Source organism: Rhizobiales bacterium NRL2 (assembly GCA_001664005.1).
In the GTDB taxonomy this organism is placed as follows: Bacteria; Pseudomonadota; Alphaproteobacteria; order Minwuiales; family Minwuiaceae; genus Minwuia.
On sequence record CP016093.1, the window covers coordinates 832796 to 850580 of the forward strand.

The 17785-nt window shown below is 61.6% G+C and carries 16 protein-coding genes; 10 read left to right on the forward strand and 6 right to left on the reverse strand.

Annotation, left to right across the window (positions count from 1 at the left end):
• Positions 1-173 precede the first annotated feature (173 nt).
• Positions 174-821 carry a hypothetical protein gene (locus tag TEF_03870; protein ID ANK80018.1) on the reverse strand — a complete coding sequence of 216 codons (648 nt, stop codon included), beginning with the start codon at positions 819-821 and terminating at the stop codon, positions 174-176.
• Between the two features lie 791 nt (positions 822-1612).
• On the opposite strand from TEF_03870, the gene TEF_03875 reads away from it, so the two are divergent.
• The 9 genes from TEF_03875 to TEF_03915 all read left to right on the forward strand — a co-directional run bounded on the left by TEF_03875 (position 1613) and on the right by TEF_03915 (position 8949).
• Positions 1613-2263, forward strand: coding sequence for a hypothetical protein (locus tag TEF_03875; GenBank protein ID ANK80019.1), 651 nt, complete (start codon positions 1613-1615; stop codon positions 2261-2263).
• Entirely contained in the window at positions 2260-2829 is a 570-nt protein-coding gene (locus TEF_03880) for a hypothetical protein (protein ID ANK80020.1), read from the forward strand. The genes TEF_03875 and TEF_03880 overlap by 4 nt, the downstream gene beginning before the upstream one ends.
• Before the next feature lie 275 nt (positions 2830-3104).
• Positions 3105-3677, forward strand: a complete 573-nt coding sequence (locus TEF_03885; GenBank protein ANK80021.1) for a hypothetical protein — start codon at positions 3105-3107, stop codon at positions 3675-3677.
• A 97-nt stretch (positions 3678-3774) separates the two neighbouring features.
• Positions 3775-4989 (forward strand): hypothetical protein, encoded by a 1215-nt coding sequence (locus tag TEF_03890; protein ANK80022.1) that lies wholly within the window; start codon positions 3775-3777, stop codon positions 4987-4989.
• Between the two features lie 12 nt (positions 4990-5001).
• Positions 5002-5550, forward strand: coding sequence for a polysaccharide biosynthesis protein (locus tag TEF_03895; GenBank protein ANK80023.1), 549 nt, complete (start codon positions 5002-5004; stop codon positions 5548-5550).
• 102 nt (positions 5551-5652) lie between these two features.
• Positions 5653-6258 (forward strand): dTDP-4-dehydrorhamnose 3,5-epimerase, encoded by a 606-nt coding sequence (locus TEF_03900; protein ANK83262.1) that lies wholly within the window; start codon positions 5653-5655, stop codon positions 6256-6258.
• Positions 6259-6263: 5 nt separating this feature from the next.
• On the forward strand, positions 6264-7301 hold the full coding sequence (locus tag TEF_03905) for a dTDP-glucose 4,6-dehydratase (GenBank protein ANK80024.1): 1038 nt from the start codon (positions 6264-6266) through the stop codon (positions 7299-7301).
• 148 nt (positions 7302-7449) lie between these two features.
• A complete protein-coding gene (locus TEF_03910; GenBank protein ANK80025.1) occupies positions 7450-8313 on the forward strand; it encodes a glucose-1-phosphate thymidylyltransferase in 864 nt (287 codons plus the stop codon).
• A gap of 24 nt (positions 8314-8337) precedes the next feature.
• The gene (locus tag TEF_03915; protein ANK80026.1) at positions 8338-8949 is read left to right on the forward strand and encodes a hypothetical protein; all 612 of its coding nucleotides are present in this window, start codon (positions 8338-8340) and stop codon (positions 8947-8949) included.
• A 142-nt stretch (positions 8950-9091) separates the two neighbouring features.
• On the opposite strand, the gene TEF_03920 is transcribed toward TEF_03915, so the two are convergent.
• Both TEF_03920 and TEF_03925 read right to left on the reverse strand, forming a co-directional pair.
• Positions 9092-10231, reverse strand: a complete 1140-nt coding sequence (locus tag TEF_03920) for a hypothetical protein (protein ID ANK80027.1) — start codon at positions 10229-10231, stop codon at positions 9092-9094.
• Positions 10232-10473: 242 nt separating this feature from the next.
• Positions 10474-11139, reverse strand: coding sequence for a hypothetical protein (locus TEF_03925; protein ID ANK80028.1), 666 nt, complete (start codon positions 11137-11139; stop codon positions 10474-10476).
• A gap of 1130 nt (positions 11140-12269) precedes the next feature.
• On the opposite strand from TEF_03925, the gene TEF_03930 reads away from it, so the two are divergent.
• Positions 12270-14408 carry a hypothetical protein gene (locus TEF_03930; GenBank protein ID ANK80029.1) on the forward strand — a complete coding sequence of 713 codons (2139 nt, stop codon included), beginning with the start codon at positions 12270-12272 and terminating at the stop codon, positions 14406-14408.
• Positions 14409-14615: 207 nt separating this feature from the next.
• Here TEF_03930 and TEF_03935 read toward each other — a convergent pair whose 3' ends face one another.
• The 3 genes from TEF_03935 to TEF_03945 form a co-directional block, all read right to left on the reverse strand.
• Positions 14616-14846, reverse strand: a complete 231-nt coding sequence (locus TEF_03935) for a hypothetical protein (protein ID ANK80030.1) — start codon at positions 14844-14846, stop codon at positions 14616-14618.
• Between the two features lie 268 nt (positions 14847-15114).
• A complete protein-coding gene (locus TEF_03940; protein ANK83263.1) occupies positions 15115-15651 on the reverse strand; it encodes a hypothetical protein in 537 nt (178 codons plus the stop codon).
• A 1389-nt stretch (positions 15652-17040) separates the two neighbouring features.
• Positions 17041-17544, reverse strand: a complete 504-nt coding sequence (locus tag TEF_03945; GenBank protein ANK80031.1) for a hypothetical protein — start codon at positions 17542-17544, stop codon at positions 17041-17043.
• Positions 17545-17785 lie beyond the last annotated feature (241 nt).

A 17785-nucleotide genomic window follows, 5' to 3' on the forward strand; every position in this document is an offset into this window, starting at 1 on the left:
CAACTTCAAGCCTTGATGATCGCAAAGGCTCACCCACAAAGGTGAATAGCCTCTGAACATGCCACAGATAGGTTGATCCGGGTAGGTTGGAGCGGTGATATTTGTCACGGTCGCGCCATTTCGGATTTGGCGGTGGCCAGTCGGCATCAACCGAAGCGCACAGTAGGGGATTATTAGGCCCATACGTTGTGTTCGGCCTTCTCCAGGTAACGCGCCAGCACGTTGACCGATTTCCAGCCACCGGCGCGCATGATGGCGGCCGTATCGAACCCTCTTGTCAGCAGGTCCTGCGCGGCGCCGACGCGCATGGAGTGCCCGCTGAACGCGTCCACGTCCGACGGATCAAGGCCGAGGCGTCTGGCCGCGTTTTTCACTAGCCGCTTGACCGTGGTGGTGCCGAGATCGCGATTGATCGCTTTATTCTGGTAGATGGGGCAGAAGAGCCAGTCGATCTCCGGGCCACGCCAATCCAGCCATTGTCGGACCAGCTGTGCCGTCCGCTCGGAGGTGAAGGCGATTCGCCCCTGGCCGAAGGGATCGGATTTGCTCCGCCGGATGAGAACGCGGAGGGTGCCGTCGCGACGCATTTCCAGATCGTCTGTGCGCAGTGCGACGAGTTCCGAGCGACGGGTCAGGAGTTCGTAGCCAAGGGAGAGCATGGCGCGATTGCGCAGCCCCCAGGGCGTGTCGGGCTCGGTCTCCAGAAAGCGATCGAGATAGTCGCGCGTCAGGCCCTTGGCCTGTTTCGGGCGAACGGCTTTGCGGCGGCGTATGCGCCGGAAGGCGAGGTTGATCTCCTCATCAAATGTTGGATCGGGCAATCGGAGAAGGCGATGCGCCTTGCGGATGGCGTAGAGACGGCGTCGGACCGTGGACGGGGCTCTCTTCTCCCCCTGGTCCTCCAGGAACCGGCAGACAGTCTCGATACACGCGGGGAATGGTTCGGCCAGACCATGTGCATGGCACCATTTTTCGAAGGCCTCGACATCAGCGTAGTAACCCCGCATCGTTGACGGTGCATAGGCGCCCTCAAGACGCTGAAACTCGGAACGCCAGTCGACAGACATATTGTCCTCACACAGGATATAAATGTCTTAATATAGGACATTATGTGGATCGTCAATGCTCACCGGAGTTCAGTTGCGAATGGCGAGGTCGGCGTTGAGATGGAGCGCTGACGAATTAGCTGAGCGGGCCGGCATTGCCATGAAAACAGTGCAGCGATTGGAGGCCGAAGAAGGAGTACCCCCAAGTCGGGCACGCACACTGGATGCCATCCAAAGGGTATTTGAAACCGCAGGCATTGAGTTCATCGGGGCGCCTGACGATCGGCCGGGCATTCGTATCGGCCTGCCGAAACATGGCTCGGGAGCATCCTGAACCGGCTTGGCAGAACCAGACTGCGTGATCCCTTGGGCTTGGAGAACGACCCGTCACCAATTTCCGTCTACGCATCTTCCCCTGAAAAAACCTTCCAGGCCCCGCAATATCTTGAGGTTGATGCGCCACACGTCTCCAGATATAGTAGTGATTGACGAGACTTGGACGGGTAGTGAAGGCGAACGAACCGGCTGAACATCGGGCATTTCGGGTGGATTGAAGGGAGAAGGCGATGTCGAAGAAGGTCAGTCTGCCAGACCCCCAGCGGTTCAACCTCACGAGCTTCGCCGAAATCCTCCCCGCTCGCGATCCGATCATCGGCGAAGATCCCGGCTCCTTCGAGGCCTTTCATGGCGGTCTCATGCACTCGCTGGCGCCGCTCACGCCCTATGAATGTATCATTGCCGAAAACCTCGTCGCCATCGAGTGGGAGCTTCTGCAGCGCCGCCGCATGCGGGAGGCGGGTATTCGCAGGACTGCCCGCCAAGCGGTCGAGGCGGCCTTGGTCGCCCATCGCCGCTCCGAAGGTTCAAATGCTGTCGACGAAGCCTGGGAGCGGCACGTCGATGCTGGCGGGACGGAAGACGATTGGGAAGAGCCTCTCGGGTTCGACCTGGAGGCGGCGAAGAAAGAGGGCGCGGACCTGGCCGTGCGCGCAATCTCCCGTGACAGGGACGCACAGGCTGCAGCCTGCGAGGAGATTGCGGCGCTCGGCATGGACGCTGTCGAGGTGATGGGGGCCGCCTTTACAGGCGTCGGCAACGATATCCGGGAACATGACCTGAAGGTCCAGGAGCTCGAACGGCGACGCCGCGAGGTGAAGCGCGACTTCGATGCCCTCCACAAACAACGGCCGGCCGAGGGCGAGGTGATCGAGGGGTGACCTCCGACGCCATCAGGGAGCGCAACCGCGCCAATGCCATGAAGAGCACGGGCCCCCGAACCGCGGCCGGCAAGGCGATTGTCGCCGGCAATGCGCGCCGCCATGGCGCAACGTCGCGCCCCGACCCGTCGGCCGTCGACACCTGGCTCGGTATCATTCTCGATAAGCCCGATATTTCGCCGGCGGAGCTGTTGCCCGGCGATGAGCGGGGCTTTCGTGCGCTCGTTCTCGCAGAGGCGGAGGCGCGGCTGGCCCGCTGTGAGCAGGCGCTGATCGACTTCGAGGGCGAACCATTGACGGTCGATGCTCATTTCCAGGAGCGACTGAAAACTGCGGAGGAGTTCCGCCAATATATGAAGTCACTAGATATGACCTCGATGGAGAGGAAATTTGCGCAGTTCGCCCTCCGAAACGTCGAGCTAAATATCGCAGCGGAAATCTCTGCTCACCAGGGACATCACCGCCTGTTGGGCCGTTACCTGAGCGAGGCGAGGGCCGCGCGCCGCCGCGCCTTCGCCGCCTGGCACGCATCGATGATCGAGAACGAAGAGCGACAAGTTGCCTGAAAACCCGATTTACCGAAACAAACCCAAGGCCCCATGCCGGGACAGCGGAGCGCCAATCGAGCTATCGGCGTCCCACGAAGTCCCGCCTCGTCCCGCGAAGTCCCGGGTCGGGTTTACTTCCACGCCGGACAAATGCCCGATAACGCATGCTGCCGATCAACATGTTGACCATTTTGCAACACATTGCGCCTCTAAGATGCTGCAAGCGTTGAGCGCGATTGACCGGCCCGCCGGGTCCGTGTACCACATTCGATATGTTATCAGAGGGAAAGCACATGTTGACATCGGTTCGACGTCTAAGCCTCGTCGCCTCCGTCGCCGTCCTGCTGCAGGTGGGCCAGGCGCAGGCACAGTCGGTCGCGGATCTCAACGCCTTCACGGGCGACCAGGCCGGCGCCATTGCGCTCGCCGTCCAGGTGGCGCAGGCCAATCCCGACTCCTTCGCTGCCGCGGTCGCAGAGGTGCTCGCGAAATTCCCCGATGCGGCGGTGGCGTTGACGACGCAGATGGTGACGGCTTTCCCGGGAAGCGCCGTGCAGGTGGCGCGGACGATCGCACAACAGGCGCCGGCGCAGGCGGCGCAGGTGGCCGGCGCTGCGGCGGCGGTGGCGCCCGACCAGGCGGCCGATATCGCCGTCGGCGTGGCGACCGATAATCCTGATGCGGCGGCGGAAATCGTGGCAGCCGTCGCGACGGCATCGAATACGGATGTCGCCGTCATCTCTGCGCCCGTGGCACAGGCCATCGGCGTCGACGAGACGGCGCTGGCGGATGCTGCGACGGCGGTGCAGGAAGACGACGCCGACGGCCTCAGCGAACCTGGTGATTCCGAGCTGGCGAGCGGCTGAATGGATTGGACCGGGCTCAGCCTGGTCAAGGCGCAAGATGGAGCAGAGGGTGTCTTGTCGATTGACCGAGCGCCGCAATGACTTACAGAGGTGGGGCATGAGAATTCCGTACAAGATGACGGCGGCGGCGACCCTGGTGGCGGCCCTTGCCGCCGGCCAGGTCGCGGCGCAGTCGGGCGGGTCGCGCGAAGAGGGCATACCGGTGGGAACGTTCGTCCTCAAGCCCAGCGTCGAGCTCGGCGCGCGCTATGACGACAATATCGCTCTGGAAGACAACGGCCAGGAGGAGGAGGACTTCATCCTGTCGGTCGCGCCGACGATGAAGGCGGTCTCCACCTGGCGGCGTCACAAGCTGGCAATCGATGCCGGTCTCCGCGCCGACCGCTATCTCGACAATACGGCGGACAATTCGCTCGATGCGCGGCTTGGCGCCAATGGCACGGTCGATGTCACGCGGGCCACCAAGATCGACGGCTTGGTCAGCTATCGCCGCGGTCACGACAATCGCGGCGACGACAATGTCGCCGTCAATGACGAGACCACCAAGTTCGACCGTTATCGCAGCAAGATCCTCGTCCGCAGCCGGCCGAACCGACTGGGGGTTCAGGGCGGCGGCGGCGTGACCTATGCCAATTTCCACGATACGGACGTCGAGAATAACGACGACCGCGATGTCGTCATCTATGACGGCGAGGCGCGGCTCAGCTATGGCGTCCAGCGTCACATCCGCGCCTTCGTCGAGGGCAATGTCAATCGACTGGACTATGTCGATGCCGTCGATGACAACGGCTTCAACCGCGATGCGACGGGCTATGCGGCGCGTGTCGGTGCGTCCTATTTCCCGTCATCGCAGCTGCAGGTCAGCTTCGGCGTCGGTTATCTGACGCGTACCTTCGACGATCCGGCACTCGACGACGTCAGCGGGCTCGACTTCAAGGGCTCGGTGAACTGGGAACTGCCCAACCGATTGACGAATCTCAGGCTCAGCACGGGGCGCAGCATCGCAGAATCGACGGATGCCGATGCGGGGGCGCGGCTGGTGACGAGCGTCTCACTGGATGCGACGCATGACCTGGCACGCACCTGGGAGCTGTTCGGCAATCTGCGCTATGCGCATCTGACGGACGAAGCCGCCGCGGGTGCGACGGAAGACAATGACTACTCGGCCGGCGTTGGCGTCGACTATGTCTTCAACCCCCGCGTCAAGCTGGGGCTGACCTATGACTACAAGCGGCGGGATTCGTCCGATGTGGGCGGCGACTACTCGAACAATGTCATCGGCCTGCGCCTGAAAGTCGGCTACCTGAACTAGTATCGAGGTAAAATGCGTCGGATGTACCGATCTCTCTTAAGTATCTTCTCGGTCATCTGCCTCCTGGCAACAGGCATTGTCAATCAGAGCGCGGCGCAGAGCGATCAGGTCTATCGGCTGGGCGCCGGCGACAGGCTGCGCATCACGGTCTATCAGGAAGAAGATCTCTCCGGCGAATTCGAGGTCTCCGGCACGGGCGATGTCTCCATGCCTCTGATCGGCGGCGTGGACGCACAAGGCAAGACCATCCAGCAGTTCCAGGACGCCATCGAAACCGCGTTCAAGGATGGCTATCTCCGCAATCCCAGGGTCAGTGTCGAGGTGATGAACTATCGACCGTTCTACGTGATCGGCGAGGTCAATGAGCCCGGCAGTTACCCCTATCGCAGCGGACTGGATGTGCTGACGGCGGTGGCGATGGGCGGCGGCTTCACCTTCCGCGCCGACGAGGACGACATCACCATCAAGCGTGCCGATGGTCCCGAAGACGGGATCAAGGTCACGGGCCGGACACGCGTTCTGCCGGGCGATGTCATTCGGGTGGATGAACGCCTCTTCTAGCCTTGTCGGCCAAGGTAAGTCGACGGCGCCCGCGCTCAGACGAAAGGACGGCCCCGTGTACCGATCGCCGCCATCGGCCAGTTCATGGCGACCCGCCATTTGATGTCTTCTGAATCGCAGCTTGCGACAAGGTCGTGGATCGATCGCTCTACGGGTCGGCTCCGGGTTGAGGCGACGGCCATTCCCGAAGTGCGGATCGTCCGGCCCGCGCGGCACGGCGACGGGCGCGGCTTCTTCTCCGAGGTCTGGAACCGGCGCGCGCTGGCCGAGGCGGGCATCGAGGCCGACTTCGTGCAGGACAACCACGTCCTGAACGGCCGGTCCGGGACGCTGCGCGGCCTGCACCTGCAGCTTGCGCCCAGCCCGCAGGCCAAGCTGGTGCGCTGTCTCAGCGGCGCCATCCTCGACGTCGCGGTTGACGTCCGCCGCGGCTCGGCCACCTTCGGGCGGCACGTGGCCGTCGAGCTTTCGGGCGAGAACTGGGCGCAGCTCTGGGTGCCCGAAGGCTTCGCGCACGGTTATTGTACGCTGACCGACGGCGCGGAGGTGATCTACAAGGTGACGGGCTATTACGACGCGCAGGCCGAGCGGGGCGTCCGCTTCGACGACCCGGCGCTGGGCATCGACTGGCCCGTCGAGCCGGCGGCGGCGATCCTGTCGGAGAAGGACCGCGCCTGGCCGGACCTCGCCGGCTTCGGCGGGGTGTGAGCGCCATGCGGATTCTCGTCACCGGCGGCTGCGGCTTCATCGGATCGGCGCTGGTGCGGCGGCTCGTGGCCGACGGCGCCGAGGTGCTGAACCTCGACTGCCTGACCTATGCCGGCCTGCCGCAGAACGTGGCGAGCGTGGCGGACCGGCCGGGCTACCGCTTCCTGAAGGCCGACATCTGCGACAAGGCGGCGATGACGGAAGCCTTCGCGGGCTTCCGGCCCGAGGCGGTGATGCACCTGGCCGCCGAAAGCCATGTCGACCGCTCCATCGACGGGCCGGGCGAATTCATCCGCACCAATGTCACGGGCACCGAAGTGCTGCTGGAATGCGCGCTGGACCACTGGCGCGGCCTGGACGAGGCGGCGCGGGCGGGCTTCCGCTTCCTGCACGTCTCCACCGACGAGGTCTATGGCGCGCTGGCCGGCGAGGGGCATTTCCGCGAGGGCGATCCCTACCGCCCGACCAGCCCCTATGCCGCCTCCAAGGCCGGCGCCGACCACCTGGTGCGAGCCTTTCACGCCACCTACGGCCTGCCGGTGCTGATCACCAATTGCGGCAACAATTACGGCCCCTTCCAATTCCCCGAGAAGCTGATTCCGGTGATCATCCTCAACGCGCTGGCCGGCGAACCGCTGCCGGTCTACGGGCAGGGCCTGAACGTGCGCGACTGGATCCATGTCGACGACCATGTCGGCGCCCTGCTCCGCGTGCTCGACGCCGGCCGGCCGGGCGAGACCTATCTGGTCGGCGCACGGGGCGAGCGGCGCAATATCGACCTGGTGCGGGCGATCTGCGCCGTGCTGGACGAAACACCCGAGGCGCGCCACCGCCCGCATACGGACCTGATCCGCTTCGTCGGCGACCGGCCCGGCCACGATTTCCGCTACGCCATCGACCCGGCAAAGATCGAGGGCGAACTGGGCTGGCGGCCGGCGCGGAGCTTCGAGGACGGCATCCGGGAGACCGTCCGCTGGTATCTGGACAACCGCGACTGGATCGGCGCGGTGCACGACCGGCGGCGGCTGGGGAGCGCGGCATGACGGTGCTGATCCTGGGCGCGGGCGGACAGGTGGGCTCGGCGCTGCGCTGGCGGGCGCTGGCGCGCGGGGCCTCGACCGTCGGGCTGGCCCACAGGGACCTGGACATCGCCGGCCGGTCCGACGTCAATTCGGCAATCGAGGGACAGAGATGAAAGGCATCCTGCTGGCCGGCGGCGCGGGCACGCGGCTGCACCCGATGACGCGCGTGGTCTCCAAGCAGCTGCTGCCCGTCTACGACAAGCCGATGGTCTACTACCCGCTGGCGACGCTGATGCTGGCCGGTATCCGCGAGATCCTGCTGATCTCGACGCCCGAGGACCTGCCGCGCTTCGAGACGCTGCTGGGCGACGGCCGCGGCTGGGGCCTTGAGATTGCCTATGCCGAGCAGGCCGAGCCGCGCGGCATCGCCGAGGCGCTGATCATCGCGGAGGATTTCGTGGCCGGGGAGAAGTGCGCCCTGGTGCTGGGCGACAACATCTTCTACGGCCGTGGCTTCTCCGGCCTGCTGCGGGAAGCGGCGGGTTTCGGCGAAGGCTCCGTGGTCTTCGCCTATGAGGTGACCGACCCCGAACGCTATGGCGTTGTCGCCTTCGATGCGGAGGGCCGGGCGACCGACATCGTCGAAAAGCCCGCGCGGCCGCCCTCGCCCTACGCGGTGACGGGACTCTACTTCTACGACGGCCGGGCGGCGGAGATCGCCCGCGGGGTGGCGCCGTCGCCCCGGGGCGAACTGGAGATCACCGACGTCAACCGGCTCTACCTCGCCGAGGGGCGGCTGAAGGTTGAGAAACTGGGCCGCGGCTTCGCCTGGCTGGACACGGGCACGCCGGTCAGCCTGCTGGAGGCGGCGGCATTCATCCACGCCGTCGAGAAGCGCCAGGGCCTGAAGATCTCCGCGCCCGAGGAGATCGCCTGGCGCATGGGCTGGATCGGCGACGACCGCCTGCGCGACCTGGCCGAAGCGATGAAGGGCAACGACTATGGCCGTTATCTCCTGCGATGCCTCGCATGAAAGGACTGCAGGCGGGCGACGGTTATGAGTGAGCCAATCGTCAGAGTGGGGGCGCATCTCGTGGCCTTTATCCTGGCGGTCGTCACCATCGGCCTTTCTATCGGGATTGTGGTTCTCTCCGAGCGGGAGAGCCTGGAGGTCGATCAACCGGCCTTGTTGTCGAGCCGGTTTCCGGAATCCATCATACTGCGATCGGCCGTTCGCGCTGGCGACAGCAATAGCGGCTGGTGTGCGCGAGGGTCGATGACGAACGGCGGGGCCTCTCGGATTGCCCGATACGCGGCGATCTCGCCCAATGACGCCAAGCTGCTTCTGGCGCTGGCAGAGCGCGCGAACGACTGCGGGGTGGTGAGCGAGACGCGCCTGCTGCTTCGGCGCGCCCTGATGCTGGGTGCGTCAGACCCCCGGGTCGTCATTGGCGCCTACAAATTCCGGCGGTTCCTTGAGCACACAGACGCGGAGCTCGCAGAGGTGCTCGATCGGAAGTTGATATATTTGTGGGATAGCCACCCGTCTTACCGACGTGATATCGCCGACGTCATCGGCAAATGCTGGTCCTGCAAACAAATTCTGGCCAAGGCGCATCCTGAGTTTGCCGGAACAGTCACCGAATATGGCCGCAAGAAACGGCGCTAAGGCCCGAAATGACGTCATGCCCGCCGCCGGCGGTGGAAGGGGCCGTCCTGGAGACGGATGCGTTGCGACTTGCGGTGAACGCCGAACTGCAGGCATGCCGTAACTGCCGCCAGGTGCGGAGGTGACAGGACAACTGATGCCTTCAGGTGATCCGGGTGTCCTGACCGCCCGCGGCGGCGCTGCCCTCCTGTTGGAAAAGGGGTGCGCCATCTTGGATGATGACACGGTAGATGGCGCCGGTCAGGAAGCAGAGCAACATCGATATGGACGGGATGGCCAGCCCGAAATCCGTCAATGACGAGATCAGAACCACCAGCCACAGGATCCAGATAGCCAGGCCGAGGGGAGAGATGTTGCGGGCGCGTCTGCTGAAGCCGATCAAGCACGCCATCGGAATGCCGAATACGCCCAGGAAAGCAGCCGCGAAGCCCGGGATCCCATATTGCAGGAGGAAATCCAGGTAATAGTTATGGGCGCTGAGAAAGATGAGATCGGGTATCGCCTCGATCGACCGTCCCACAAGCGCCGAATATACGCTTCCGGTGCCATAGCCCAGCCAGGGCCTGTCCACGATGAACGGCAGCGCTTCCCGAGCGATGATCTGCCGGTCCAGGAAACTCGCCATTGGCAGCAGGCCCTCGTCGGCACCGAAAAGAAGCACAAAATACAACCCGCCCAGAATGATCGAGGCGGCCGCGGATATCCAGAGAAGGTGATGCCGCACTCGGTCGGACAGAACATTGAAAATCAGCAGGCCCGCAATGGCCGAGAAAATCAAATAGACCATCAGGGAGCCGCTCGTCAGCGCGTAATAGGAAAAGACAAGCGACTGAGCCAGGTATAATAGCGTTCTCTTGTCGGACGCGAGGGCGGGGATGGGCTGTCCACGGTGATCCACCTGGATGATCTGCAAAGCGTAAAAGGCTGCCGCGATGACCGAGACCATTCCGGCATGGTTGGCATTACTCAAGGGACCGGAAAATACACTCGACGACCATTCACTATAATGAAGCAGCACGGCATTATCTTCGATCAGCCATATCAGAAAGGACAAATGCCAGATTATTGAGATAGCGGCGAAGTAGGTTTTGAAGAATCTGTCAAAATCGCGTGTCCCACGGACCTGTCGATAGCCTGCATGGATAAGCAGGAGATTGGCCAGGGCGACGAAAATGCTCAGATCAAGATTAAAACCGACGTAATCGCCAGCAGACAATGGCGCGTCGAATAGGATCGGGTGCACTGCGCTGCCGATCTGAAGCAGCACAAGAGCGGAGAACAATACATAACAGCAGAAACCTGCGATCAAGGCGAGGCGTCGGGGTGTCGACCCCTGTCTATCGGGTCGCGCCAGGACCCTGCGACGGCGAAACAGCCCCCCTACAGCGGCGACTGCAAGCCAAACCACCAACAGGGCGCCATAGACGCCGGCATACAGGGGCCGGCTCAGGCCTATAAATAGGAAACCGCTTGCGAGTATCAGCGCAGTGAACGACGGGCCTGGCGCGAATGACATTCTACGGTCTATTCGACGCCCGTAATCAATTCGCTCCAGATCCAACCCGCCACCGGATTCTCGCCGCCGTCGGCGGTAACTCTCGACCAATCGTCGGAGGATTCAAGTATGACGAATGTGGCCTCCGGCGTCATCACGTCGACCACTTCATAGGCCGTGCCGGGACCGGCTCTGACATTTACCTTCGATGCGGTGACCCGATAGCGAGGGCTCTCGCTACGCTCAGGTTCAGACGTCTCTGCGGCGCGCGTGGCGGACGCCGGTGCTATCTCGGTCGTGTTGTCTGGCGATGCCTCCGGCGTCGTTGTGTCACCGGCGGTCGTCTCAGAGGTTTCCGTCGCTGCGGTTGCGATGCCGGCCGGATCGCCCGCGGTCGGCAGGCTGTCGACCGAAGGTACGGGACGGAGAACCTGCTTGCCGCTCATGACCTCAATGCAAGACGCCTCCGTCGCGCGCTTGCAGGCTTCCGGTTCGATCCAGCCATAGGCGACCGTGACCCCATCGTCGCCGGGTTCCGCGACCTGAAAGAAATATCGGCCCGGAAAATCGGATTCCGTGATTGAGACGACTTCCTTGCCGGTACCGAGATTGGCGCGCTTGGCCAGAAGGCTATGGACCTCGCTTTTTTCGACGGTGTTGCGGAAGTGCTTTTGTGCCTCGAAGCCGAAATACATAAAGAGGGCGGCCGCAATAAGAACGATTGAATATTGCAGATATTTCATGACTGGCAGTCCGCTGATCGTTGCATTCCGGTTCCTGGGCCGCTCCCGCTCGACGCCTGACGCATTGTGTCACCGATTCGGTCTCAAGTGCAGGAAGCGCGACTGGGGAGAAGCTATATGACCCGCATGGAGGTGTAGGCCAACCGGAATTATCGAATGATGTCCGGAGCACCCAAACATACAGAAGTTTTTTGCCCCCTCAAAGGCCTCGTTGCTATCGGTCGCGGCGAGTGGCGCCGGACACAGGGGGCCCGTCGCGGCGGCCGGCGTGTCATTCTGGCAGCCGCCGCAGGGTCCGGCGGGGCGAACATATGCCGAGTGGCGCATAGGTTGAAGGGCGCCGGGCGGCGAAGGGCGATCAAGTCGCCTGCTTCGAAGGTGGCAGGGCGTCGTGGCGCCGATCATGATTGCCCGATCGTCAAAGCTGGCCCTCGGGCATGCCGTCCGCAAATGACCCGCAGGTTCATCCGCCGCCGGCAAACCGGCGTGGCACACACTGGGGCATTGACGCGGATTGCGTTTAGGCGTCATTCTCCGGCGCATCTTCAAGCGATGCGACCCTGGCGCTCTCTACTCGCGTGCCGGATCATGAGAAAATGGGGAAACTGAACGGATGGAGACGTTAGCCTGCGCTTGGCGATGATCGAACGCGCATGCAACGCTTTGAGACCCGAGCAACATTATGAGTTGGCAAATTCACCACCGAATCCGGCCGGCGGGAGCGGCCACAGGGTCGGCCTCCGCCGGCCACTCGCCGAAATGGCGCTCTCCCGCAAGGGCGGTCCGCGCGGCGTGAGCGCTCCATTCCCGCGGTCCGGGACGCTCGAGCGGCGCCCCTGCGTGTCTGCCTTGATCCCCGTCAGCGCCTCAGCTGCGATGGCTGCGGCCCCGCCAAGCCATATCGCCCCGCCCTTGGCCCGGAAATCACGGATCTCGATTTGTGATTCCGGTCACCTGCCTCCCCTAGTTTTGTTCAAATGCGCCGTGGAACCATGACAGATACGCCCCCATCCGCTGCCCGAGTTCGTGAAGTCTCCCTGACGGACTTCATCCAATATGCCCGCCGAAAATACGTGAAGGCATTGCTTGCCGCGCTGGTGGTTTTCGGCGTCTGCCTGCTGGTGTTGAGCCTTCGCCCGCCGGTGTATTCGGCCCAAACGACCCTGCTCTATCGACCGGAGCAAGCGGATTTCGCCAATGTCAATTTGCTCGCATCGGGAATGGATGTGAGCTCGGCGACGATCAACAACGAAATCGAGATTATCCGTTCGACGGACCTGCTCTCCCGCGTGGTGGAGCGCACGGGCCTGAATCGGGATCCGGAGTTCGTGACGCCACCGAAACTTGTAGATGTCGGTGTCCTGGCCTCCGTTGCCGGTGGAATCCTCCGCGGTGGCGCCCTTGATTGGGCCGGGTCGGCACTGGGCTGGGGTGACGCGTCTCGGGATGTGATGCCGGCCACGCGGAGAATGCCCGGGATCGATGTCGTGCGAGCGGCGTCAGCCTTGCGCGGTCGCATTGAGGTCGAGAGCGAACGTTTCTCCTACGCGTTCACGCTCAGCGTTTCCTCGACGGTCCCGGAGAAGGCCGCAATTCTGGCGAATACCGTGGCCGACGCCTATATCGAAGATCAGCTCGAGGCGAAATTCGCCGAGACCAAACGGGCGACGAACTGGCTTTCGGACCGTATCGCGGAGCTTGAGGCGCGCGTGCGGGAATCGGAATCGGCGGCCGCCCAAAAACGAGCGGAATTCTCGGAAATCTCCGGGCGGGATGCCGGTACTATTTCCCAGCAGATTGCCCAGCTCAGTACCCAGCTGGTCACCGCGCAATCGGCGTTGACGGCGGCCCGATCGCGCTACGAAATTACGAGCCGACGCCGCGAGCAAGGGGAGGTGGTCGATTCCGACGGGGGGCAGAACTCGGACACTATCAATCGCCTGATTGAGCTTCGCACCGACCTGCGTCGCCGCGAAGCTGAGCTGTCGGGGCGGTACCTCGAGAAACATCCGAAATTGATCGCCGTACGGGAGGATCTGGCGCAGGTCGATGCCCGGCTTCAGCAGGCAAGAAATGCCTCCGTCGGCGATGCGCGAGCGGAATTGCGGGCCGCGGAAATCACGGTGCAGAACCTTTCGAACGAGCTCCGTCGGCTGGAACGTCAGGCGCAGGAATATCGTCAGGCGGAAGTGGCCATTCGGCAGTTGGAGCGGGAAGCGGAAACCGACCGCAATCTTTATGAAACCTATTTGTCGAGGCTGAGGGAGACGACGGCCAAGGAGGACGTCCAGACGGCGGATGTCAGAGTCCTGCAGCGGGCGTCAGTCCCCGGAGGTCCTGTGGGTGTTCCGCCGCTTCTGCTCGCCATTGCGGGTGGCGCGGGCGGTGGCGCGCTCTGGCTTTGTTTTGGATTCGCGATCGGCCTGCTCCGACAAGGTTTCAACCATCGCGATGAAGTGGAAGAAGTTCTCGGCGAGACCGTCCTCGCCGTTGTACCGGAAATTTCGCAGCGGCACCTTCAACGGGGGGTCGTCGAGTACCTGCAGAGAGAGCCGGATACGGGATTCGCCGAATCCTTTCGCAAGGCCAAGTCGGTCCTGGCGTTGCGCAGCATGATGGCGAACAACGCGGTGATCTGTGTCACATCTTCGGTTCCGGGCGAGGGAAAGACGACATTCGCCAGCGGCCTCGCATATGAGTTTTCCAAATCAAAGAAATGCCTGCTGATTGAGGGTGATCTGCGGCGACCATCCTTTGCCAGCAGGGTCATGAGCCGTGATGTCACCTATGGGGTCGCGGATGTCGTTGACGGTTCGGCGAGCCTCGAGGATGCCATTGTCACCGTGGCTGAAACCGATCTTTCGGTTCTCTTCGTCAAACGGGCCATGTCGAATTCGCCGCAGCTTCTCGAGTCCGAGGGGTTTGCGGGGTTGATCGAGAATGCGAGGAACAGGTTCGACGTCATTGTTATCGATGCCCCGCCTTTGCTCGCGACGTCGGATGCATTGGCATTGGGCCAGGTCTGCGATTCATTCATTTATGCGGTCCCCTGGCGCACCACCGAGAAGGGCATCGTCAAGGCGGGCGTCAAGTCGCTTAGAGATTCCGGCTGTCGTATTGCGGGCATCGTAATGACACGATTCGACACTCAAAAAGGCGGTGAAGTACCTGGTTATTACTACGAGAACTATAATCGATATGACAAATATTACACAAAATAGGGAGTGTGTTCAGAGGGTTTAGCTCCGAACACAGTCCCGCTGATGTCATCAGCGGTCGCTCGCGTCAGCTCGGTTACGACTTGCACAGCTGCGGCTGCGAAGATGGCGCGGCCTCTTGGAAACCGTCTGCCCCGCACCGCCTGAAGCGGGCGGCCGCGGCTCGGGCCAGCCTAAGGGGGCGGGCTCTCGCCCGCCCCTGGGGCTGGTTCACTGGTCAGGGACCAGGATATTGTAGCCCGCGCCGGCGGCATACATGCCTTCGGTCAGCGGTCCGTAGTGAGGGCCATTGTCCTCGGTAATTGGTTCTGACCGCGCAGGCTCAGCCATGGGGGCCATGGCAGCGGATTCAGACATGTCGGCGGTCTCCTCCATCGAACCACAGGCCGCCAGCACCAGAGCCATGGAAGCCGCGCTGATAGATCCAAGAATGCGGGTCATCGGATTACCTCCGTTTGTTGTTATCCTGGCGATAGACCCTGGTGACGATCAGGAGGGATTCAATGGTGGCGCCCTGGCCGCGGATCCGCTGTCGCTGAACGGCGTAGTGGCGCAGTGACACGCCAGAATGTAGCCGGCATCGACCGACCGTCGGGCATGCCAAAGGGAGTCGGCTGAAATGCAGGAGTGCCTGCGCTTGCCTCTATCGAGCCCATCGCGCGATGAGGCTCAACGTCATCTGGTCGCGTCACCCAGCGGGCGACGGTTTCTACCGATACCCCTTGCCGAGTAAAATGACGCCGATCGTCTTGATCAGGATCAATGTATCCAGGGTTGGCGAGAAATACTTGATATAGAAAAAATCGTATCGAAGTTTTTTCAAGACAGTATCGATTTCGGCCGCAAATCCCTGCTCAACCTGGGCCCATCCTGTGATACCCGGCTTGACGACATAGCGCAATTTAAAGAACGGTATCTCCCGCGAGTAGCGACGGGCCAACGAAACGGCTTCGGGTCTTGGGCCAATCAGGCTCATCTGCCCAAGGAATACATTTATGAGTTGCGGCAGTTCGTCCATCCGGTGCCGACGGAGAATTCGACCAACACGAGTGACACGTTGATCATCTTTGTCTGTAGGTCCACGCCACCGGCCGTCATTGTGATACATTGATCGGAATTTATACATAACAAATGGCTTGCCACGATAACCAACTCGTACTTGATTATAAAAGACCGGCCCGCGTGAGTTGATTTTTATGCAAATGGCAATGAACAAAAACACAGGAATTAGAGAAAATAGCGAGATAGACGCGAGGATGCGATCAATGATACCTTTTATAACCAGATAAGTCGGGGATGGATTGAGGGTCTGGACGAAATGTTCGTACAGATTATCTATCTTTACCTGGTGTTCAATAATTTCAATGGATGTATCATAGTCGATAACTGGAATATGCTGCAAGACACAGTTGGCCAGAAAGCGTTGCCACGTGTCGGGAAGGTCGGCCTTCAGATCGGCGACCACAATGGCTCGACGCGAATCTTTGATTCTCGGCTCAGTAAGCGGCAACCATGCATTCCGAACGCTCTCAAGCTGTTCGCTACATTTGCCGTACGGGACCATATAGAAAGTTCGCCAACTCGCTCTGCGCATGCGTGTCAATATATAGGCACTCACGACCGTCATGGCGGCAGAAGCTAAAAGTATATAAATAACGAACTCGATTCTGAAAAACAAAACGATCATATAGGCGATTGTAAAAATAAATCCACTATAGATAAGAGAGATAGAGTGAGAGGAGTTGAGAATAGTCGATCGAGTGTTTAAGACCATCCACAGCACGGTCGACGAGGAAAGAAACACTATAATCAGGCTGTTTCGTTGACCGTCGGTGAGATGATCAAATACATCCCATCCCCACCGGAGAAAAGTCGGCATGAATGTCGTGAGGAGGGTGAGGGCGATCGCTAGAAACAGATGCCGCGCGGTTCGCGAATCAGGAAGCACCATACCCTAGGTTCCCATATTTACATATGCGTGTGCGGTGGTGAGAAATTCCCACCCTTGCGCGGCGCACGATTGCATCGTGGACGGTCGCTTTCTTTCAGAGATTTTGAGTCAGATTTTGTAGAGAGATATTTATCAGCGTTGCGGGGCTTTGGCAAAGATCCTGGAGGGGTCAAGCGTGAGCCGGGCATAGATGCTGGCCATTGAAGGAGGGGCGGGGGATGGCGGCCCGGTGGAGGTCCGAAGAGCCGATCGTTGGTGCGGGTCCAGGCGGCCTTGGCGGAGGCCAAGCGTGGGCCGGAATGACGCCGGTCGATAGAAGTTTGGCATTCACGGTATCCAGTTGGGAGGTTCTGACCGGAGTGCCACAGCCTGCCGGAAGGTCGGTGCTTCTAGTCTTTGCCTTGGGGCCCGGGGGGCGATGCATGGGGGGCTTCGATGTGGCCGGATCCATCTCGGCGGGAGCGTTTGCCGGAACTTGGGGCCAGCGTCATCTCCCGTGATTCGGCCATGTGAATAGAGCGGCACCGATTGGGTCAATTTTTGGTTGCGTATCGAACTCCGACCCGCGCGGCGCCACGAAGCAGTTGTTCATAGCCAGCTAGGCGGCCATTGAGCCCCTCTTTCCTGAAAGTGGCGACAGGGGCGACGAATGCGAATGCCCCGGGCCACGGAAAAGAAAGGGCGCTAGTTCATGTATTTTGGTGCGATCTTTTCTGCACGACGTTGCCCCGCGGCCAATTGGTTTTCAGACATTGCCTCAGCCAGTTTGTCACGCTTCGCCGCTGCGTCGGTGTGGCCTTTCCGGGCTGCGATATCCAGCAGTGCCCACGCTTGTGTCCTGTCTTTATCGACGCCGCGGCCGTCAGCAAACATCTCGGCCAATGCCGTCAGCGCCGTCAGATGGCCGGCGCGTGCGGCCACCTGATACCAGGCTGCTGCTTTTTCCAGGCGCGGTTCTGGTGTGCCCTCGCCGCGTTCGAACATCTGCGCGGCGCGGAAGCTTGCTTCCACATCTCCCTCGCCGCCAGTGCTCACATATTCTTCCAACGCAGCTGTGTGATCCCCTGCGGCTTGAAGTTTCTCCGCCTCTTCGATGCCGGCCTCGACAGACTGCGCGCTACCGAGAATGAAAAATGCGGCCGTGCAGATACAAACGGCGTCCCTGACCATCAGCGTGCCCTCCCTCAATCAGCTTCGTTCCAATGCCGTTTCCATTTGACGATTGCTGAAGCAGTGTTGTCAACAATCGCAGCGGGTGGGAGATCGCTCGAGAGCGGTTGAGCGCGCATAAACGATTGCTATTCATCACCTGCGGGCTGCCCCTGCGAAAGGGCCTCCGCATGCACTGGCACGCATTGGAATGCCCCTGAGATACTCTGGCCGTCACGGCGGTATTGCTCGACAATCCCGGCTCGGACGTCAGAGCACC